Origin of the sequence: Kitasatospora sp. NBC_00315, from assembly GCF_041435095.1 — a bacterium.
Classification (GTDB): Bacteria; Actinomycetota; Actinomycetes; order Streptomycetales; family Streptomycetaceae; genus Kitasatospora.
Genome location: NZ_CP108025.1, coordinates 570,206 through 590,258, shown reverse-complemented (window position 1 = coordinate 590,258; position 20,053 = coordinate 570,206). Strand labels below are relative to the sequence as shown.

Below are 20,053 nucleotides of genomic sequence, written 5' to 3'. Positions count from 1 at the left end.
AGTGTCCCGACTGGTCGGCACTCAGCACTGGGGACGTCGGCCGTGATTCGCCTGGTGCTTGCGGCGTGCCTTCTTCTTGCGGCGCCGTTTGGACGACATGGGCACTCCTCTCCCGGAAGGGTCCGTCCGACTTCTTCCAAGGTCGCACACCGTGGCTCCGACGGCGCGTCGTCCGCCCCGCCGTTGCGCTCGGCGCGGGGCCGGTGCGCCGTGAGGGCGGCGCGGTGCGGGGCCGGCACGGCAGCGGGGCCCGCCCGGGCCGGCTCAGGTGCCGGGGTAGTGGTACTCCTCGTCGCCGACGTGCTCGCCCCACTCGGTCTCGGCGCCGCCGTTCCCGGGGGCCTCCCAGAGGGCGAGGTGGCTCATGAAGCGGTCGGGTGCGGCGCCGTGCCAGTGCCACTCCCCGGGCGGGGTGTGGACGGTGTCACCGGGGCGCATGACCAGGATCTCGCCGCCACGCGACCGGATCAGGCCGACACCCTCGGTGACGTGCAGGGTCTGTCCGACGGCATGCCGGTGCCAGGCCGTCCGGGCGCACGGCGCGAAGCGCACCACGGTCGCCCGCAGCCGCGACGGCTCCTGCCCGGCGTGGACGACGTCGTACCAGACGTCCCCGGTGAACATCTCGGACGGTCCCTTGGCGGACGGGTGCTTCGGCAGGATCTCCACGCCGTGTCTTCTCCTCGGGTCGGGTGCTGCGGGTCAGGTCGGGTCCCGTGCGACATGTCGGGTCGGCGGGGGCGTGCCCATTTCACCAGAGGACGGGTCGTAGTCGGTCGGGTGCTCGCCGGAACGCCGGGCCGGCGCGGGGGCGCGGAGACGGCGGTGCGTAGGTGAATTCGTACCCTCGTTCCCGTGCGAGCCTGCTGACGATTCGTCAGCGTTGTTCCTGCGGAGGGGCATCGGGTCCCGCTGTTCAGGTGCGTCGTGACCCTGCCGGCAGGTCCGGTGGCCGAGCGCGGCGCCGATCGGTTGCCGGGGGCTGTTCCGATGGTCGCCGTACGCGTGTTCTCCGTCCGTCCGTGGCTGGTGGCCGCCGCCGTCACGGTGACACTCCTGGGGTCGAGCGCGGCTCCGGCGTGGGCCGCAGGTCCGCCGGAGGGCGTGATCCCCGACGCCGGCGCGCCGGGGACGATTCCGGGCAGCTACCTCGTCGTCCTCGACCCGTCGGCGGTGAAGTCCGTCTCGCCGCAGGGCCGGGCGTTGGCCGAGCGGTTCGGGGGCAGGATCCGCCGGACCTTCGACGCGGCGCTGAACGGTTACTCGGTCGAGCTCTCCGAGCGCCAGGCCAGGCGGCTGGCGGCGGATCCGGCGGTGGCCGAGGTGGTGCAGAACCGCAGGGTCGCGGTCGACGCTGTCCAGCAGGAGCCCGAGTCCTGGGGGCCGGACCGGATCGACCGGCGCAGACTGCGGACGGACGACTCGTACGGCTACCCGGACACGGCCGGGCGGGGTGTGACCGCGTACGTCCTCGACACCGGGGTGCTGATCGGCCACCAGGAGTTCGGCGGCCGCGCCTCCGACGGTTTCAACACCGTCACCGCACCCGGCCGTCCTGCCCCGCTGTCGTGGTTCGCGCGGGTGCTCGGGCCCCGGAGCGTCACTTCCCGGGGTCGAGCAGCTGCCGCATGACACGCCCGAACAGCACCCGTCCGCACCAGGCGACGGGTGCGCCGAGGGCGCGCGGCAGGGCCCTCACCCGTAGGTCCTCCCGCCACTGGACGACCGATCCCCGGCGGTAGGGGCGGACCTCGATCTCCGCCCAGCCCCGCACCACCGTCCCGCGCTTCTCCAGCCGGCACAGGCCGGGGCGTTCCCCCTGCGGCGGCTGCCAGCACGTCACCTCCATCGGGTCGTCGAACCCGACCGGCCCGACGGCCGTACGCGCGGTGAAACCGCTTCCCGTCCCGGGGGCGCCGGTCACCCGGATCGCGGTGAAGGGTACCGGCCCGGCGTGCCGCTCCCAGTCGGTCATGCGACGCCAGGCCTCGGCGGTGGAGAGTGACGAGCGACGGGTGATCCGAAAGGTGGCCATACGGTGATCGTAGGCAGTCGCCGGGCGCTCATCGTGGTGCGGCGGCCACGGTGATCACGGCGCCCTCCCCGCTCGCCGCGCGGGAGTCGAACCGTGGGTCCGTCAACTTCCGGCAAGGATCCGCGTTCTCGACGAGGACATCCTGTGAGCGTTAACAATCCAGCGTCCAAAACCTTGACCTCACCCAGTGGCTGACCCATAGTGATGCGCACCGCGCCACCACGCCAACCGTCTAGTGCAACGGTATTCCCCGATGCTCCAGCGGCGATTCTGGGTTGCTCTGAATTGTTAGCGCTAACAATTATGGCTCCGGACGGACCGGGCGGTGACGCGGCCACCCACCCCACCCACCCGAACGGAATGTGATTCGCCTTGATCGTCCGGATACGCCTTCGAAGCCCGAGAAAAGCCCTGCTCTCCCTGGGCGCCACGGCCGCGGTCCTGCTGGGGATGCTGGTCGGCACCGTCGGAGCGGCGGGCACCGCGCAGGCCGCGTCCTCGTTGCCGTGCGACGTCTACGCGTCCGCCGGCACACCCTGCGTCGCCGCGCACAGCACGACGCGAGCGCTCTACTCCTCCTACGGCGGAGCGCTGTACCGGGTCGGCCGCGCGTCGGACGGGGCGAGCACCGACATCGGCACGCTCGCCGCGGGCGGCTACGCCAACGCGGCGGCGCAGGACTCGTTCTGCTCCGGCACGGTGTGCACCATCACGGAGATCTACGACCAGAGCGCCAAGCACAACCACCTCACCATCGAGGGCCCCGGCGGCAACGGCGGCCAGGACGTCGGCGCGATCGCCAACGCGCTGCCGGTGACGGTCGGCGGCCACGCCGCCTACGGGGTCTGGGTGTCGGCGGGCGTCGGCTACCGGAACAACAGCACCGCGGGCGTTCCCACCGGCAGCGCGCCGCAGGGCGCCTACATGGTGACCAGCGGCACGCACGTCAACGACCGCTGCTGCTTCGACTACGGCAACGCCGAGACCTCCGGCAACGACACCGGCAACGGCCACATGGACGCCATCAACTTCGGTACGGAGTGCTGGTTCTCCCCGTGCACCGGATCCGGCCCCTGGGTCCAGGCGGACCTGGAGAACGGGCTCTTCGCCGGCGGGAACGGCTCCTGGACCGCCAACAAGGGCAACGCCGGTCCGTTCGTCACGGCGCTGCTGAAGAACAACGGCACCACGACCTACGCCATCAAGGACGGCAACGCGCAGTCCGGCGGCCTCACCACGGAGTACAACGGCGCGCTTCCCAACCTCGGCGGCTACACCCCGATGCAGAAGGAGGGCGCCATCGTCCTGGGCACCGGGGGGGACGACAGCAACGGCTCCGACGGCTCCTTCTTCGAGGGTGTGATGACGGCCGGTTACCCGACGGACGCGGCCGACAACGCCGTCCAGAGCAACATCGTGTCGGTCGGCTACACCACCCCGAGCCGCAGCGTCCCGGCCGCCGGAACCGCCTACCGGCTGACCAACGTCAACAGCGGCAAGGTCCTCGACGCGGTGAACTGCGGGACCGCCAACGGCACCGCGATCGACCTGTGGTCCTCGCTCGGCAACACCTGCCAGCAGTGGAAGTTCAGCAGCGCGGGCAGCGGCCACTACACCATCACCAACGTCAACAGCGGCACCGTCCTCGACTCCAAGAACTGCGGCTCCGGGAACGGCACCGCCGTCCAGCTGTGGGCCCCGCTGGGCAACCGCTGCCAGGCATGGGACGTCACGCCGGTCGGCAGCCACTACACCATCAGCAACGTCGGCAACGGCATGGTGCTGGACGCGACGAACTGCGGCACCGCCAACGGGACCGTGGTCCGGCAGTGGGCCCAGCTCGACAACGCCTGCCAGCAGTGGAACATCGCCCCCTGACAGAGGGTGAGTCACCGGGGGGACCGCCCACACGTGAGTGGCGCCCGTCCGCGCAGATGCGCGGGCGGGCGCCACTCACGCTTCGGTCGCGGGGCCGACGCTCCCGCCCGCCGGCGCTGTGGGCGCGCCGCGGAGCGGGCCCCGGCGTGTCGTGTCGAGCGGCGCCGGGGCGGCACCCCGACCGTTCACCGGGGCCGGATGCGGACCGTTCACCCGGGCAGGATGCGCCAGATCACGTCGGTGCCGAGCTCGGCGGGAGCGGAGCTGCCCGGCGGGACGCTCCGGCGCTCTACCTCGGCGAAGCCCAGTCGACGGGGGACGGCCGCGCTGGCTTCGTTCGCCACGTCGTGGTGAATCTCCATCCGGTCGGTCCCGTCCAGCCGGAACCCCTCCCGGACTAACGCGGCGGCGGCCGCCGTGGCGAATCCCCGCCCGGTTCGGCCGGCGTGCAGCCAGTAACCGATCTCCAGGCCGCCGGGGCCGATCCGCCGCATCAGGCCGCAGCCGCCGACCACCGCGCCGCCCGTGGTGATCGCGTAGTGGTAGGCGGTGCCGGCCCGCCAACGGTCCTCGCAGTCGGCCAGGAACGCGACGGCCGCGTCGAGGTCGTGATCGACGGCCCACAGGCTCCACGGCCGCAGGTGGGCAAGGGACTCGGCGACGATCCGGTCCAGGGTCGCGGCGTCGTCCGCACGCCAGCGGCGCAACCGGACCGGGTCGAGGTCGACAACGTCCGCAGGATGTTCCATGCGTCCGATGCTCGCCCGTTCCGATCGTGAAGGGCAAGACCCCCACCGCCCGCGGCGCGATGGCGACCGGGCGGATCCGAGGCGACCGGAAGCCGCCGGTGTCCGCATCCGCCGTCCTGCGCGGGCACGCGCCGGCGTCGCGCCGGCGGCCCCGTGCCGCCTCGTGGCGCCACTCCGATGCGCGTCGCGGCAGCGCTTGATGCCCGCTCCGGAAGGACCGTCCGGAGCGGGCATCAAGGTGGCCGTGGGGCCGTGGGGCTCGCGCTAGGCGCGCCGACGCGTGGTGATCAGGCGCTGGAGCACGATGAAGACGAAGAGCAGCGCGCCGATGACGATGCGGGTCCACCAGGAGCTCAGCGTGCCCTGGAAGCTGATGACGGTCTGGATCAGGCCGAGCACCAGGACGCCCAGGACGGTGCCCAGGACGTAGCCGGTGCCGCCGGTGAGCAGGGTGCCGCCGATGACGACGGCGGCGATCGCGTCCAGTTCCAGTCCGACCGCGTGCAGGCTGTTGCCGGAGAGCGTGTAGAAGGTGAGCAGGACACCGCCGAGCGCCGAGCAGAGGCCGCTGATCGCATAGACGCCGATCTTGGTGCGGGCCACCGGGAGGCCCATCAGGAGGGCGGACTGCTCGTTGCCGCCGAGGGCGTAGACGTTGCGGCCCAGTCGGGTGAAGTGGAGCACCACGAAGGCCGCGGCCACCACCAGCACCACGATCACGGCGCTGGGCGAGACGAACGTGCCGCCGGGCAGCGGGATCCGGGTCTGCGCCATCGACGTGTAGGTGGGGTCGGTGATCGAGATCGACTCCACGCTGATCGTGTAGCAGAGGCCCCGGGCCAGGAACATGCCCGCGAGGGTGACGATGAACGGCTGGATCTCGAAGGTGTGGATGATCCAGCCCATCAGCCATCCCCCTGCCGTGCCGATCACCAGTACCAGCGGGATCACCGCGAACATCGGCCAGTGGTGGTGTTCGACGAGCGAGGCGGAGACCATGGTGGACAGGGCGAGCACCGCGCCCACCGAGAGGTCGATGCCGCCGGTGAGGATCACGAAGGTCATGCCGACGGCGACGACCAGCAGGAAGGCGTTGTCGATGAGCAGGTTGAGCAGCACCTGTCCGGAGAAGAAGCCCTCGTAGCTCACCGAGCCGGCACCGAACATGGTGACCAGCAGCAGGGCGGTGACCAGCAGCGGGATCTGCCCGCGCAGTCGGCGTGTCAGGGTGGCGTTCATGCGCCCACCTCCAGGTTGGCCGGTGCCGCGGATTCGGGCCGGGAGTCGTTCGAGGACCGGGATCGACGCTTCCGGGCCGACTTGGCGCGGAACTTCGGTGACTGCATCAGGCAGACGGTGATCACGACGACGGCTTTGAAGACCAGGGTGGTCTCCGGGGGCACGCCGATGGTGTAGACGGTGGTGGAGAGGGTCTGGATGACCAGGGCGCCCAGGACGGTGCCGCCGAGTGAGAAGCGGCCGCCGTTGAGTGAGGTGCCGCCGATGACGACGGCGAGGATGGCGTCCAGTTCGATCCACAGGCCGGCGTTGTTGCCGTCGGCGGCGGAGACGTTGGAGCTGATCATCAGGCCGGCGACGGCCGCGCAGAGCGCGCTGAAGACGTAGACCAGCGCGATGAGGCGCTGGGCGCGGATGCCGACCAGGCGGCTGGCGAGCGGGTTTCCGCCGACGGACTCCAGCAGCATCCCGAGCGCGGTGGAGCGGGTCAGCACCGCCGTGACGAGGACCATGGCGCCGGCCAGCAGGACGGCGAACGGCGCGGTGAGCCAGTACCCGCCGCCGATCAGCCGGTAGGGGCCGCTGGTGACGGTGATGATCTGCCCGTCGGTGATCAGCTGCGCGACGCCGCGCCCGGCCACCATCAGGATCAGCGTCGCGATGATCGGCTGGACACCCACCCTGGACACCAGCAGGCCGTTGACCAGGCCGAGGACGAGCGCGACCGCCAGGGCGAGCACGACGGCGCCGGCGACGGCGCCCGCGCTCGCCGGGTCGGCGGCCTGGCTGATGTGCAGGCAGGCGAGGGCGCCGGCGATGGCGACGGTGGAGCCGACGGACAGGTCGATGCCGCCGGTGGCGATGACCAGCGTCATACCCAGCGCCACGAGGATCAGCGGCGCGCCGAAGTGCAGGATGTCGATCAGGCTGCCGTAGAGGTGGCCGTCCTTGAGCCGGATCGCGAAGAAGTCCGGGGTGAAAGCCACGTTGGCCAGCAGCAGGACCAGCAGCATCGTGGCGGGCCAGAAGAGGCGGTGCCGGGTCATTGCTGTGCTCCGCTCGCGATGGTCTCCATGATGTGCTCCGGGGTGAGGGTGCCGTCGTTGCGCAGTTGGGCGACCATCCGGTGGTCGCGCAGGACGGCGACCTTGTGACTGAGGCGCAGGACCTCCTCCAGTTCGGCGGAGACGAACAGCACCGCCATGCCCTCCTCGGCGAGCCTGGCGACGAGCTTCTGGATCTCGGCCTTGGCGCCGATGTCGATGCCGCGGGTCGGCTCGTCGAGGATGAGCAGCTTGGGGTCGGTGATGAGCCAGCGGGCCAGCAGCACCTTCTGCTGGTTGCCGCCGGAGAGGTTGCGCACCAGTGCTTCGGGGTTGTTCGGGCGGATGTCCAGGGCGCGGATCCACCGGATCGCGTACTCGTCCTGGGCGGTGCGGCTGAGCGGGCGGGTCCACCCGCGGGAGGCCTGCAACGCGAGGACGATGTTCTCGCGCACCGTCAGTTCCCCGACCAGGCCCTCGGTCCTGCGGTTCTCCGAACAGAACGCGATGCCGTGGCCGATCGCGGCACGCGGAGTGCGCAGCGCGGCCTCCTGCCCGTTGATCCGGACGGTCCCGCCGTCGGCGGCGTCGGCGCCGAACAGCAGCCGGGCCACCTCGGTACGCCCCGAGCCGAGCAGGCCCGCCAGACCGACGACCTCACCCGGCCCGATGGTGAGGTCGAAGGGCTCCACCGCGCCCCGCCGGGCCAGCCCGGCCGTGTGCAGGAACGGCGTGCCGCCCGGGAGGGCGGCGGGCTGCTTGCGGGCACTGTCCGACAGGTTCGCCAGGCCCTCGAGCTCGGAGCCGATCATCCGCGACACGAGCTGCATCTGGCTCAACCCGCTGGTGAGGTACTCCCCCTCCAGGCGACCGTTGCGCAGGATCGTCATCCGGTCGCAGATCTCGTAGATCTGGTCGAGGAAGTGCGAGACGAACAGGATCGCCACCCCCCGCTCCCGCAACCGCCGCATCACCGTGAACAGTTGCGCGACCTCGTCGCGATCCAGGCTCGACGTCGGCTCGTCCAGGATCAACACCTTCGCGTCGATGTCCACCGCCCGCGCGATCGCCACCAACTGCTGCACCGCGATCGAACAGTCCGCCAGCGGCCGGGACACGTCCAGGTCCAGATCCAACGCCGCCACCGCCTCGGCGGCCCGCCGACGTACGCCGGCCCAGTGGATCAAACCCCGCCGACGCGGCTCACGACCGATCAGGATGTTCTCCGCCACCGACAGATTCGGGCACAGATTCACCTCCTGATACACCGTCGACACGCCGGCCTGCTGCGCCTGCAGCGGACCGGCGATCCGCACCCGCCGCCCGGACAGCAGCACTTCGCCGCCGTCCGACTCGTAGACACCGGTGAGGACCTTGATCAGGGTCGACTTGCCGGCGCCGTTCTCACCCATCAACGCGTGCACCTCGCCGGGAAAGAGCCGGAAGTCGACTCCGTCCAGCGCCAGCACGCCCGGGAACTCCTTACGGATCCCGCGTACTTCCAGAACCGGTTGCTGTCCCATCGGTCCTCCTCTCGTGGTCGGCCGGGGAGCCGGGGCCGCCCTGCCCGCGGTCAGGACGGGCGGGCGGCCCCGGGTCCGGGCGCCGGGTCAGTACTGGCGGGTCGGCAGCGCGGCCGTGGCCTGCTCCGGCGTGAAGGTGCCCTCGGTGGTCTTGATCCGACGCTCCACGCTCTCGCCCGCCTTGACCTTCTTCGCCAGGTCCATCAGCTGGTCACCGAGCAGCGGGTTGCACTCCACGTCATAGTTGATCTTGCCCTGCGACATCGCCGTGAACGCGTCCTTCACCCCGTCCACCGACACGATCTTGATGTCGACACCCGGCTTCTTACCGGCCTCCTCGATCGCCTGGATCGCACCGATCGCCATGTCGTCGTTGTGCGCGTACAGCACATCGATCTTCGGCTGCGACTTCAGGAAGGCCTGCATCACCTCCTTGCCCTTGGCCCGGGTGAAGTCACCGGTCTGCGACGCCACGATCTTGAACTTCGGTTCGCCCTTGATCTCCTCCGCGAACCCCGACTTGCGGTCGTTGGCGGGCGCGGAGCCCGTCGTGCCCTCCAGCTGGACGACGTTCACGTCATCGGTCCTGCCGTCGTACTCCTTCACCAACCAGTCGCCGGCCTTCTTGCCCTCCTCCACGAAGTCCGACCCCAGGAACGACACATACAACGACTCGTCCTTCGAATCGACCGCACGATCGGTCAGGATCACCGGGATCTTCGCCGCCTTCGCCTCCTTCAGCACGGTGTCCCAACCCGACTCCACCACCGGCGAGAACGCGATCACATCCACCTTCTGCTGAATGAACGAGCGAATCGCCTTGATCTGGTTCTCCTGCTTCTGCTGCGCATCGGAGAACTTCAGCTCCACGCCGGCCTTCTTCGCCGCATCCTGGATCGACGTCGTGTTCGCCGTCCGCCACCCGCTCTCCGCACCCACCTGCGAGAACCCGATGGTCAGCTTGTGACCGGCTGCCTTGCTGTCGGACGAGGCGGCACCCGACGAGCAGGCGGACAGGGTGACGATCATCGCGCCGGCGACCAGGGCCGTAACTGCTCTCTTGGACATGTGGGTTCTTCCTTTCGGGGGCGCCTGCGCCCGCGACTGCGGGCACGCGGTCGGCGCAGGGGTGGGCGCGCCTGCCGCGTGGGGCACGGTCGGCGCGGGAGAAGCGGTACGGGGAGAAGCGGTTCGGGCCGGGGCCGGCGCGAGGTGGGGCCGGGTGGGGGTGGATCCGTGTACGCCGGGGTGGAGCAGGCGGGACGAGGCGGGGCGACGTCGGGGTGTGACGGCGTGTCGCGGTGTCGGCACGGTGACCGGACGGCAGAGGTGAAACAGCATGGGGCGGAGCTGACTTGCGGGACTGTGCGGATGCGGCAGGGCTCGGGTGGTGTTGTGCCGGGCACGTCGGCGCGGCGCGCGAGAGCTCGTCCCTCCACCGTGGTGTGGCGGCGTTGTTTCGTTCGAGTGAGATTGTTAACGCTCACAATTGTTGGGCGCAAGGGGCGTGCGCGGCGTTATCCAATCTTGACGACGGTGGGGCCGGTCCGGGCACCGGCAGGCGGGGCCCCGCTCCGGCCTGCCAGGGCCCGGTCGCCGGCCATTCTGGCGCGTCGGCCCCAGCATCCCTTCCCCGTAGGACGATTGTCGATCTTCGGCGACCCTGCCCGACTGCGGCGGGGGCTCCGGTGTGTCCTGCCTGGGCGTTCGGTCGGCCCGTTCGGGTGTTCCAAGGGTCGGTCGGATGCACGGCGCGCGCGGAGCCGGCCATGCAACACGGGCACTCGGGGACCTTTTGTGAGCGCTAACGGCGTGCGCGGAGCCGCGAGCGCCGGTCGTGGCGGTTCGCGGTCCCGGCGCCCGCCCGTGCGGCCGGGGCCCCGTGGTGCGGCGCCTTCCAGGGGCGGACGGCGGTCACGGCAGGGCGCCCGGGTCCACCGCGGCGGACGGCCCTATTCTGATGATCTTTCGGGATGATCAGACCCGACGAATTCAGAAGGCGGACATGGACATTCAGGTTGAGTACGAAGCCACCGGCGAGGACATCACGGCCTCGGTGGTGGCCAACTCCACCGCCCGCCCCGCGCTGCGGTGGGCGGGCTTCGGTCTCTGCTGCCTCCTGGCGGTGCTGGGCATCGTGGCGGGGAGTGTGCTGCTCACGCTTCCGGCCTTGCTGCTCGCGGGCTTCCAGCTGTGGAACCTCACCGTCGGACCCCGGCAGATCGGTGCGAAGGTGGGCCGGTGGTACGTCGGCCCCACGGCCGTCCGGATCACCGACCTGGGCCTGAGCGTCCGGACCGACGCCGGCCTGCGTGAACTCTCCTGGGCCATGGTCACCAGGATCGCCGACAACCCCGTGGCCTGGACGATCATGGCGAAGCGCGCCGGAGGCGGTGCGCCCGTGGCGGCGACGATTCTGAAGGCAGCGTTCTCGCCCGAGGAGCGTGCCGGGTTCAGTGCCTTCCTGGCGGGGCTGCCCGGCGTACGGTACCGGCGCACGGGCGCCCCCGCGTCCGCCGTTCCGGCGCCGCTCGGTACGGCGTAGGGCCCGCCGCCGCCGGCCGTCGGGGGTGCGCCGGGCAGGCCGGGGGGTCGGTGAGTCGTTCGTCGGGGGTGCGCCGGGCAGGCCGGGGGCCGGCGCGAGTTGTTAGGCGGGGCATCTCCCACATGCGACGAGGGACCCGGCACACCTGGTGGTGTGCCGGGTCCCTCGGGTGCTCCGGGCGGTCCCTGTCCGGCGCCCGGGGGGCGTCACGGAGGCGGTCCGGTCGGACAGGGGTGCGGGCGGTTCCCGCTCCGGGCGCTGCGCGTGGGCGCGCCGGGGCGCCGCCGCCGTGCGGCGCGGGTCGCCCCGAGCGGGGGCGATCCGGGCGCCGGTGGGTCCCGGTAGCCGGTGGTTCTTAGTACCAGTGGTGGGTCTGCCAGAAGGTCCAGGCGGCGTTGGGGCTGCCGTAGCGGGAGTCCATGTAGCCGAGGGCCCATTTGATCTGGGTGCTGGGGTTGGTCTTCCAGTCGGCGCCGGCGGAGGCCATCTTGGAGCCGGGCAGGGCCTGGGCGAGGCCGTAGGCGCCGGAGGAGGCGTTGGTGGCGTGGACGTTCCAGCCGGATTCGTGGGAGATGATCTGGTTGAAGGAGGCGAGTTGGCCGGCGGGGACGATCTGGGCGGCGAGGGTCTGGGGGGAGGCGGTGGCGGCGTTGGCGGTGGCGGGGAGCAGGCCGGCGCCGAGTGCGGTGAGGCCGGCGGCTCCGGCGAGAACGGCGGCGGAGGTGCGCATACGAAGCTTGAAAGCGGGCATGAAGAAGAAGACCTCAATCGGGTTGGGCCGCGTCCCGTCCGTTGGTGACCGTGAGCCGGACAGGGGCTCGAAGGGTCACGGGCGGGATGCGGCGGTAAGCCTGCGCCTGGCGGACAGGGCCGGCGCGGCCATCGACTCCGCAATTGTTAACGCGACGCGACGCCCCGGCCAAGACCCCCGTGCTACGACCCGCCGTCGTGGAGCAGCCGTCGCCCCGCCGTGCGTTCCGAGCGTCGTGAGCGCTGCGCCGGGTCGGGGTGGAGGGCCGTGACCTGGCCCGATGCCCATCGGGGGAGGCGGTGGGTCGGCGCGCGGAGCGGGCGCCGGCGACTCCTACTAACCGTCGTAGTGCCCTTCGGCCTGTGAGGACCCTCACCGGCCCGCGGGCCGCGAGGTCGCAGTCGGTTGCCCCGGAGTGAGCCGACGGTGACGGATCGGCCCGCCCCACGAGGCGTCGTGACGTCCCCGAGCCGATCCCTTCCGTGTGGTGACGGCTACCGAGGGTCGTCGGGCGGCTCCGGCCGACGGCCCGCCCCCTGCGGCCGGCGGGCCGAGGCGTACCGGGTGGCCAGCGGTCCGTAGGTCAGTCCGTGCAGCAGCAGGCTCATCAGTACGGTCATCGTCATCACCTGACCGACCAGGTCGGCGGCGCGCGGATCCGTGGGGGCGAGGCTGATGAAGGCGAGCAGGCCGAAGACGATGGACGCCAGGCCCCGGGGACCGAGCCACGCGAGCATCAGCCGGTCGGCCCGTCCCAGTCCGCTCCCGGCCAGGCTGAGCAGGACCGGGCCGATCCGCACCACCGTCAGTGACAGCGCCGCGTAGGCCACCACCCGGCCGTCGAAGTCGCCGGTGAACGCCTGGGTGACGAGCTCCCCGAAGACGAACCAGAGCGCCAGGGAGAGCAGCGTCCCGGCGTCCTCGACCAGGTGCAGTGACTTGGCGGGCAGCAGGCGGGAGTCCGGCGTGAAGCACAGGCCGGCCACGAACGCGGCGATGAAGCCGTTGCCGTCCAGGGCGACCGCCAGCGCGTACGCCATCAAGGGGAGAGCGAGGATCCCGAGCCGGATCGCGGCCGGCCCGGTCCAGCCGGCCAGCCAGGCGCGCCGCAGGAGGATCCCACCGGGTTTGCCGACCAGCACACCGGCCAGGACGGCCCGGAGCAGGGCCTCCAGTGCGCCGCCCACCGCGTCGGCGGCCGACCCCGGGCCGCCGCCCCTGGCCTCGGCGCCCGCCAGGCACAGCAGGAAGACCGGGGCGAGGAAGCCGTCGTTGAGTCCGCTCTCCACCGTGAGGACGCCGCGCAGCCAGGACGGCAGCCGTTGGTCGAGGATCAGCTCGGCGGTCGGTGCCAGATCGACGGGCACGGTCACGGCCGCGAACAGCGCCGCCGCCCACCAGCCGCCGGACGGGAACAGCAGGCCGCCCACCAGCACCCCGGCGGCCAGGGTCATCGGCAGCGCGAGGAGGAGCAGCCGCGTCAACAGCGGTCGCTCCCCCCGGACGGCCCCCGCCGGCACCGTCGTCGCGTCGGTGAAGAGGAGGACGGCGAGAATGATCTCGACGGCGCGCTCGGCGTCGGACGTGGTCAGGCTGACGCGGACCAGCGGATGCGGCCCGACGGTCAGCACCACGCCCGCGGCCGTCATCGCGACCGGAGCCGTGACGCTCCAGCGCGCCAGCCGTCCGGCCACCAGCGCCCAGGCGAACAGCGCCCCCATACTGACGGCCAGCGCGACCACTCGTGCACCGCCCTCCCGGAACGTGACCGTGCGGTGGCACAGCGTTCATGATCGTAGGCCCGGTCGCGCGCGGGAGTGCGGCGATGCCCCGCCTGCGTGTCCCGGCGCCGGTGCGCGGGGCGGCCCGACCGCCCGGTGCCCCGCGCCCGGGGCGGTGCCCCGTGGCGCGTGGGACCGGAGGAAAACCTGGTGCGCCCGGTGCCCGGTGCGGGCTAGCCTCGGCGACCATGTCCATTCCTCGCACGCGCCCTGACTTCACCGCGGACGAACGCAGCCAACTCGTGGGGTGGCTCGATCTCCAGCGCTCGATCGTCCGATGGAAGTGCGAGGGGATCTCCGAGGAGGACGCCCGTCGGCCGCTCCTCCCGGGCTCCCCCCTGATGACCGTCTCCGGGATCATCGCCCATCTGCGGTGGACCGAGCACGGCTGGTTCCAGGTGCTGTTCCAGAACCATCCGGCGTCGGCCAACCCGCAGTTCTCCGACGAGGACGACGCCGACTTCAAGGCCGAGGGCGTCCCGCTGGCCCGGCTCCTCCTGGAGTACGAGGGCCAGTGTGCGACCTCCAACGAGATCACCGCGGCGCACGAGCTCGACCGGGTCGGCCTGAACCGTGACTACCGGTCAGGCGCGGCCTCGCTGCGCTGGATCCTGCTCCACATGATCGAGGAAACGGCGCGCCATGCCGGCCATCTGGACACGATCCGGGAACTCCTCGACGGCGAGACCGGCTACTACTGATCGTCGCCGGCGCGGACTACCGCCGCCCCGGACTGCCACGGCCTGGCCTGCCACCGGCCGGACTGCCACGGCCTGGCCTGCCACGGCCTGGCCGTATCGCGCGCCCGGCCATCGGATGCCTACGGCCCGGCCCGCTGCCGATCCCACCGGCAGGGCCGGGCTGCGGCGCGCCGGCTCCGGGGTCCTGCCGGGCCCGTCCGCCCCTCCGCCCGTCCGCCCTCCTCCCGTCCGTCCGTCAGGTTGTGCGGTCGTTCTCCGGGCCTCGGGAGAATTCCGTCCGGCTCAGGCCCCGGCGCCCGTCCATCCGGACCTCGCCGCTCCGAATATCCCGCCGGGCCGGAGCGTCTGCGAACGTCCAGTATGCGAACATCTGACCGGGCATAGATATTTCGTTCACATATATCAGATGAATGCTGACCTCTCGGGGGATGCGCGACGGTCGACGACTCCGTGAACGCCGGCGGTCCCGGGCCGCCCTGCCCCGGTGGATCCGCCGGGGCGGCCGGGTCGGCCGAAGGGGTCGCCGCCGAGCTCCCTGGTCAGTGTTATCGCAGGTAGGAGCCATGATTGGGCGCCGTCGCGCGCCTCGGCGAGGCGTGGAGGGCTCCTCCGGCGGACCGATCGACCCGCCGGCGCCGCAGGCCGGGTACGAGCCTCCGCGCTCCGGCTCACTTCGCTTCGCGCCGTTGCGCCGGGAGTGAATATTCATTCGGAATAACCGTCCCTGCGCCGTTGTGGACGAACTCTTCCTTTCCTAATACTTCGATCAGTCGCATCGTATGAAGGGCTTTCTGGCCCCCGCCGATGATGCCTCTTCGACTTCCGCCGTCCCGGACGGCGTTGTGGACCGCCCATTCTTCGCCGCCTCTCCTGTGCACGTCCCGTCCCGAGGAGGGTTCCGTTGGACAACCGGTACGAGGCCTACGCCTATGCCGATCCGCTCTTCTACGACTCGCCCCGACGCTGGGGCGCGCAGGAGGAGTTCGCAGCCGTCAGCCGGCCGTTGCCCGCCGGCTGGGAGCGCGGTGACCTCGAGATCTGGTCCGTCGTGCGGCCCGTGAACGCACAACTGCCCTCCCAGGGCTGGAAGATCCATGTGTCGTCCTGTGCGCAGGATGCCGAGGAGGTGCTCGCGGAGGTCTGGGAGTACTGCCTCCGGGAGCGCGTCACCTTCAAGTTCCTGCGCGGCCTGCCGATCCTCCAGGTGCAGAACTCCAAGTACGCCCCGCGCGGTTCGAGCGGGAAGTTCTGCACGCTCTACCCGGTGGACGACGCCGAGTTGGAGCGATGTCTCGACGGGCTCGGCACCCTGCTGACCGGCCGCCGGGGACCGTACATCCTCAGCGATCTGCGCTGGGGCGAGGGACCGCTCTACCTGCGCTACGGCGGCTTCGCCGAGCGGCACTGCCGCAACGAGGCGGGCGAGCGGGTGCTCGCCCTGGAGGACTCGGACGGGCGACTGGTGCCCGACGTGCGCGGCGCCGGCTTCTCCGTCCCGGCGTGGGCGCCGGTGCCGGCCGTCCTCGTACCGGCGCTGGCCGCACGAGCCGCCCCACAGGACACCGGCCTGCCGTACACCGTCGAGCGGGTCCTGCACTTCTCCAACGCCGGCGGCGTCTACCTGGCGCGGGACGGGGCCGACGGACCGCAGCTGGTGCTCAAGGAGGCCCGGCCGTACGCGGGCCTGGACCAGCGGGGGGTCGACGCCGTCGCCCGGCTGCAGCAGGAGCACGACACGCTCGCGCTGCTGGCCGGGCTGCCGGGAGTCCCGGCCGTGCACGGATTGCTGACCGCCTGGGAACACCGGTTCCTGGTACAGGAGTTCATCGAGGGGGAGTCCCTCAGTCAGTGGCTGACCGCGCACTACCCGCTGATCCACCCGGACGCGGACGAGGCCGCGGTCGCCGCGTACACCCGTGAGGCGCTCGGCATCGTGGCCCGGATCGAAGCGGCCCTGGACTCGATCCACGCCCGCGGCGTCGTGTTCGGCGACCTCCACCCGCGCAACCTGATCATCCGGCCTAACGGCGACATCTGCTTCATCGACTTCGAACTCGCCAGCACGGCAGCCGACTTCGTCCGTCCCGCGCTCGGGGCGGCCGGTTTCACCGCACCTTCGGGATACACCGGAGCCCAGGTGGACCGGTACGGTCTGGCCGCGATCCGGCTCTGGCTGTTCCTCCCGCTGGCCCAGTTGCCCGCACTGGACGCCGGCAAGGCCGTCGAGCTCGCCGAGGCCATCGAGCGCCGCTTCCCGGTGCCGCCCGGCTACACCGACGAGATCCGCCGCCTGCTGGCCCCCGCACCCGCGGACGGCAGGACCCCTCGTCCCGAACTGGGCCTGCGCCGGGCCGAGACGAACGCCCTGCTGGCCGCGCCCCGGGCCGACTGGCCGGTCATCCGGGACTCGCTCGCAGCCGGCATCAGCGCGATGGCCACCCCCGGCCGGGCCGACCGCCTCTTTCCCGGGGACGTCGCCCAGTTCACCCAGGGAGGCTTGGGCCTGGCCCACGGCGCCGCCGGGGTGCTGTACGCGCTGCACGGCACGGGCGCCGCGATCGACCCCGACCACGTCCAGTGGCTCGTGCGGGCCGCGCGCACCCGTGCCACCGCGCCCGGTCTGTACTCCGGTGGGCACGGTGTCGCCTACACGCTCGACCTGCTCGGGGAGCGGGAGAGCGCACTCGACCTGCTGGCCCGGCTCTCCCGGTCGGCGGACGGCGAGGCCGGGCCGACCCTGGGATCGGGGAGCGCCGGGGTCGCCCTGGCCCTGCTGCACTTCGCCACCGCGACCGACGACGGCCGGCTGCTGGACACCGCCCTCACGCTCGCCCGGGCCGCGGGCGACGAGATGGAGAAGGCCGATCCGGGCGACGGCCGCCGCGCGGCCGGACTGCTGGGCGGAGCCTGCGGCGCGGCGCTCGCGCTGGTCCGGTTCTTCGAGCACACCGGCGAGAAGAGCCTGCTCGACCAGGCCGAGACCCTGGTCAAGCGCGATCTCGACCGCTGCGTCACGATGCCGGACGGCACCCTCCAGGTGATCGACGGACGCCGGGTCCTGCCGTACGTCGAGACCGGCAGCGCCGGCATCGGCCTGGCCCTCGACGCCCTGCTCGCGCACCGCCCCGACAGCCCGACGGCGGCCCACGAGCACCCGATCCGCCGAGCGGCCGAGCCGGAGTTCATCATCCAGTCCGGCCTGTTCAACGGGCGGGCGGGGCTGCTCGGCTACCTGGCGCTCACCGGACCCCGGGCGGACGGGGCAAACGGGGCGGACGGGGCGGGCGAGGTCGGGAGGCACCGGGCCGTGCTCGACCGGCAGCGGGCACAGCTGGCCCTCCACCAGATCTCCTACCAGGGCCATCTCGCCTTCCCCGGAGACCAGTTGCTGCGCCTCTCGGCAGACCTCGCCACCGGAAGCGCAGGCGTGCTGCTGGCCCTGGGAACGGCGCTGGCCGGCACACCCTTCCTCCCCTGGACGGGTCGCCCGGCCGCCCCCCTCCCCGGCTGACCGGGCCCGACGAGCCCCGCGACGGCCCCCGGCCGACCGGGCCCGCACCGCCCGCACGCCCTCTCGGCGCGTCCCGCGCCCCACAGGTTCCCGGCCACCGGCCGGGTGATCCACCCCGTCAGTAGTGAAGGAGAACAGTCATGGCGATCCTCGACCTCCAGACCATGGAGCTGCCCGAGACCGAGGCGGCCCCGATCGACGACACCCTCGCCAGCACGAGCTCCCTGAGCGTGCTCAACTGCGGCACCAGCACGGTCAGCACGCTCCTCTGCCTCTGACCGGCACCACCGTCCGGTAGGGGCGGAACGCACCACTCGGTGGAGCCGGCCGGGCCCAGGCACCGGGGCCCGGCCGGTGACCGGCCGGAGCGGCACCCAGCTGCTCCGGCCCGGGCGCCGTTCACCCGGACGATCCACCGCTCGCGGCCGGCCCGCCGCGGCCGACCGGCGACACCGCCGTACCACCGGAAGGGGCTCCCCGTGGCCGACCCGCTCACCCGCCCGGCCCGCCCGGCCCGCCGGGCGCCCGGCCCCGTCCGGCTGCGCCGTGAACTCGTCGCCGAGCCGGGGCGGCTCGTCCTCGCCCTGCTGCTCGCCCTGCTCGCCACCGGCGCGGCGATCGTGCTGCCCCTGATCGTCCGCCGGATCGTCGCCGACTTCTCCGCACACCGCCCGCTCGGCCCGGACGTGCTGATGATGTGCGCGGCGGCCGTCGGTGGCGCCGTCACCCAGGCGCTCTCCGGATTCCTGCTGGCCCGGGTCGGGGAGCGGATGACCTACCGGCTGCGGATCCGCATCATGGAGCACGCGCTGCGGTTGCCGCTCGCCACCGTGCGGGCCCAGGGCACCGGGGAGCTCGCCGCCCGGATCACCTCGGACGCGCTCCTGCTGCGTCAGGTCATCGACGTGGCCACCCAACTGCCGCTGGCGGCGCTGACCGTCACGGCGACACTGGCGATCATGGTCTGGATCGACTGGGTGCTGACCGCGGTCACGGTGGCGTCGCTCGTCGTACTGGCGGTCCTGGTGACGCTGGTCCTGCGCCGGATGCGGGCCAACGTCAGCGGCCAGCAGGTCGCCATCGGGCTGATCGCGCAGCGCTTCACGGCCAACCTGGAGGCGCTGAGCACGATCAAGGCCTACCGGGCGGAGCCGGTGGCGGTCCGTGCGCTGGCGGCCGACGCGGAACGCCTGCGCGCCGTCTCGCTGGCTGGCGCCCGGCTCGCCACCCTGGTACCGGCCGTCCTGACACTGGGCAACCAGTTCGCGATGATCGCCGTGATCGTCGCCGGGGGAGCCCGGATCGCCACCGGCAGCATCCAACTGGCCGCCTTCGCCGCGTTCCTGCTCTACCTGCTGCAGACGGTTCCCTCGATCAACACCCTCGCGGGTGGCTTCGGCAGGCTGCAGGCCGGTCTGGCCGCCCGCGACCGCTGCAACGACCTGCTGCGGTTGGCGCCGGAGACCGATGCCCAGGAGATCGGCCGGACGGCGCCCACACCGGTGCCGGACGCACCCTCGGTGGTCTTCGAGTCCGTGTCCTACACCCACGCCGGATCCGAGGACGCCGCCCTGCGCGGCATCTCCTTCGCCACCGCCCGCACCGGGCTCACCGCGGTGGTGGGTCCCTCGGGCGCCGGCAAGAGCACCACGCTGTCGCTCATCGACCGCTTCATCCGGCCGTCCGCCGGCTCGATCACCGTCCTCGGGCACGACACCCGGCACTGGCCGCTGGACGCCCTGCGGGCCCGCATCGCCTACGTGGACCAGGCGTTCACCCTGCTGGAGGCCACCGCTCGGGACAATCTGGAGCTCGGCCGCACCGGCGGTGCCAGCGAGGCCGAGCTCGCCGCCGCGCTGGACGCCGTCGGGCTGACCGAGGACATCGCCCGCCTCCCGCAGGGCCTCGACACCCTGCTCGGCCGGGAGTCGGATCTCTCCGGCGGGCAGCGCCAGCGGATGGCCCTCGCGCGCGCCCTGCTCTCCGACGCCGAGATCGTCCTCCTGGACGAACCCACCAGTCAGCTCGACGGCCTGAACGAGCAGCGGTTCCGCGCCATCGTGGAGGACCTCGCGGCGACCCGTGCAGTGATCGTGGTCGCGCACCGCCTCTCCACGGTCCAGAACGCCCATCATGTGATCATGATGAGCGCGGGGGCCGTCGTCGACGCAGGCGACCATCCCACACTGCTGGAGCGTTGCACCTCCTACCGCGAGCTGGTCGCCAGTCAGGAGGTACCGGAGCGCTGACGGGGAGCCGGGACGGCCGCGACCCGATCGCCCCGGCGCAGTGCTCCG

16 protein-coding genes are annotated in these 20,053 nt (G+C 72.0%); 7 read left to right on the top strand and 9 right to left on the bottom strand.

What is annotated here, in order from left to right; translation table 11 throughout:
• Nucleotides 1-264: 264 nt before the first annotated feature.
• Nucleotides 265-669 (bottom strand): cupin domain-containing protein, encoded by a 405-nt coding sequence (locus OG823_RS02510; protein ID WP_371477055.1) that lies wholly within the window; start codon nucleotides 667-669, stop codon nucleotides 265-267.
• 258 nt (nucleotides 670-927) lie between these two features.
• Here OG823_RS02510 and OG823_RS02505 point away from each other — a divergent pair, with 258 nt between their 5' ends.
• Nucleotides 928-1,632, top strand: coding sequence for a S8 family serine peptidase (locus OG823_RS02505; RefSeq protein ID WP_371477054.1), 705 nt, complete (start codon nucleotides 928-930; stop codon nucleotides 1,630-1,632).
• Here OG823_RS02505 and OG823_RS02500 read toward each other — a convergent pair.
• Nucleotides 1,601-2,035: an SRPBCC family protein gene (locus tag OG823_RS02500; protein ID WP_371477052.1), complete on the bottom strand. Its 435-nt coding sequence runs from the start codon at nucleotides 2,033-2,035 to the stop codon at nucleotides 1,601-1,603. The genes OG823_RS02505 and OG823_RS02500 overlap by 32 nt on opposite strands.
• 450 nt (nucleotides 2,036-2,485) lie before the next feature.
• On the opposite strand from OG823_RS02500, the gene OG823_RS02495 reads away from it, so the two are divergent.
• Nucleotides 2,486-3,913, top strand: coding sequence for an arabinofuranosidase catalytic domain-containing protein (locus OG823_RS02495; protein ID WP_371484276.1), 1,428 nt, complete (start codon nucleotides 2,486-2,488; stop codon nucleotides 3,911-3,913).
• 209 nt (nucleotides 3,914-4,122) lie between these two features.
• On the opposite strand, the gene OG823_RS02490 is transcribed toward OG823_RS02495, so the two are convergent.
• From OG823_RS02490 to OG823_RS02470, 5 genes are all read right to left on the bottom strand, one after another.
• Nucleotides 4,123-4,662 carry a GNAT family N-acetyltransferase gene (locus tag OG823_RS02490; RefSeq protein ID WP_371477050.1) on the bottom strand — a complete coding sequence of 180 codons (540 nt, stop codon included), beginning with the start codon at nucleotides 4,660-4,662 and terminating at the stop codon, nucleotides 4,123-4,125.
• A gap of 264 nt (nucleotides 4,663-4,926) precedes the next feature.
• Nucleotides 4,927-5,901, bottom strand: a complete 975-nt coding sequence (gene yjfF / locus OG823_RS02485; protein ID WP_371477047.1) for a galactofuranose ABC transporter, permease protein YjfF — start codon at nucleotides 5,899-5,901, stop codon at nucleotides 4,927-4,929.
• Nucleotides 5,898-6,947, bottom strand: coding sequence for an ABC transporter permease (locus tag OG823_RS02480; protein ID WP_371477045.1), 1,050 nt, complete (start codon nucleotides 6,945-6,947; stop codon nucleotides 5,898-5,900). The genes yjfF and OG823_RS02480 overlap by 4 nt, the downstream gene beginning before the upstream one ends.
• Nucleotides 6,944-8,467, bottom strand: a complete 1,524-nt coding sequence (locus OG823_RS02475) for a sugar ABC transporter ATP-binding protein (RefSeq protein ID WP_371477044.1) — start codon at nucleotides 8,465-8,467, stop codon at nucleotides 6,944-6,946. The genes OG823_RS02480 and OG823_RS02475 overlap by 4 nt, the downstream gene beginning before the upstream one ends.
• Before the next feature lie 87 nt (nucleotides 8,468-8,554).
• Nucleotides 8,555-9,535 (bottom strand): ABC transporter substrate-binding protein, encoded by a 981-nt coding sequence (locus OG823_RS02470; RefSeq protein WP_371477042.1) that lies wholly within the window; start codon nucleotides 9,533-9,535, stop codon nucleotides 8,555-8,557.
• Nucleotides 9,536-10,472: 937 nt separating this feature from the next.
• Here OG823_RS02470 and OG823_RS02465 point away from each other — a divergent pair.
• Nucleotides 10,473-11,012, top strand: coding sequence for a hypothetical protein (locus OG823_RS02465; protein WP_371477040.1), 540 nt, complete (start codon nucleotides 10,473-10,475; stop codon nucleotides 11,010-11,012).
• 355 nt (nucleotides 11,013-11,367) lie between these two features.
• Here OG823_RS02465 and OG823_RS02460 read toward each other — a convergent pair whose 3' ends face one another.
• Together OG823_RS02460 and OG823_RS02455 are read right to left on the bottom strand one after the other, a co-directional pair.
• The gene (locus OG823_RS02460) at nucleotides 11,368-11,763 is read right to left on the bottom strand and encodes a transglycosylase SLT domain-containing protein (protein WP_371477037.1); all 396 of its coding nucleotides are present in this window, start codon (nucleotides 11,761-11,763) and stop codon (nucleotides 11,368-11,370) included.
• Nucleotides 11,764-12,257: 494 nt separating this feature from the next.
• Complete coding sequence (locus OG823_RS02455; protein ID WP_371477035.1) at nucleotides 12,258-13,505, bottom strand: cation:proton antiporter; 1,248 nt, start codon at nucleotides 13,503-13,505, stop codon at nucleotides 12,258-12,260.
• A 227-nt stretch (nucleotides 13,506-13,732) separates the two neighbouring features.
• Here OG823_RS02455 and OG823_RS02450 point away from each other — a divergent pair, with 227 nt between their 5' ends.
• From OG823_RS02450 to OG823_RS02435, 4 genes are all read left to right on the top strand, one after another.
• Nucleotides 13,733-14,245, top strand: a complete 513-nt coding sequence (locus tag OG823_RS02450) for a DinB family protein (RefSeq protein WP_371477033.1) — start codon at nucleotides 13,733-13,735, stop codon at nucleotides 14,243-14,245.
• Between the two features lie 901 nt (nucleotides 14,246-15,146).
• A complete protein-coding gene (gene lanKC / locus OG823_RS02445) occupies nucleotides 15,147-17,756 on the top strand; it encodes a class III lanthionine synthetase LanKC (RefSeq protein ID WP_371477031.1) in 2,610 nt (869 codons plus the stop codon).
• Between the two features lie 140 nt (nucleotides 17,757-17,896).
• Nucleotides 17,897-18,034 carry a SapB/AmfS family lanthipeptide gene (locus OG823_RS02440; RefSeq protein WP_176189324.1) on the top strand — a complete coding sequence of 46 codons (138 nt, stop codon included), beginning with the start codon at nucleotides 17,897-17,899 and terminating at the stop codon, nucleotides 18,032-18,034.
• A gap of 201 nt (nucleotides 18,035-18,235) precedes the next feature.
• A complete protein-coding gene (locus OG823_RS02435; protein WP_371477027.1) occupies nucleotides 18,236-20,005 on the top strand; it encodes an ABC transporter ATP-binding protein in 1,770 nt (589 codons plus the stop codon).
• The last annotated feature ends 48 nt before the right edge of the window (nucleotides 20,006-20,053 follow it).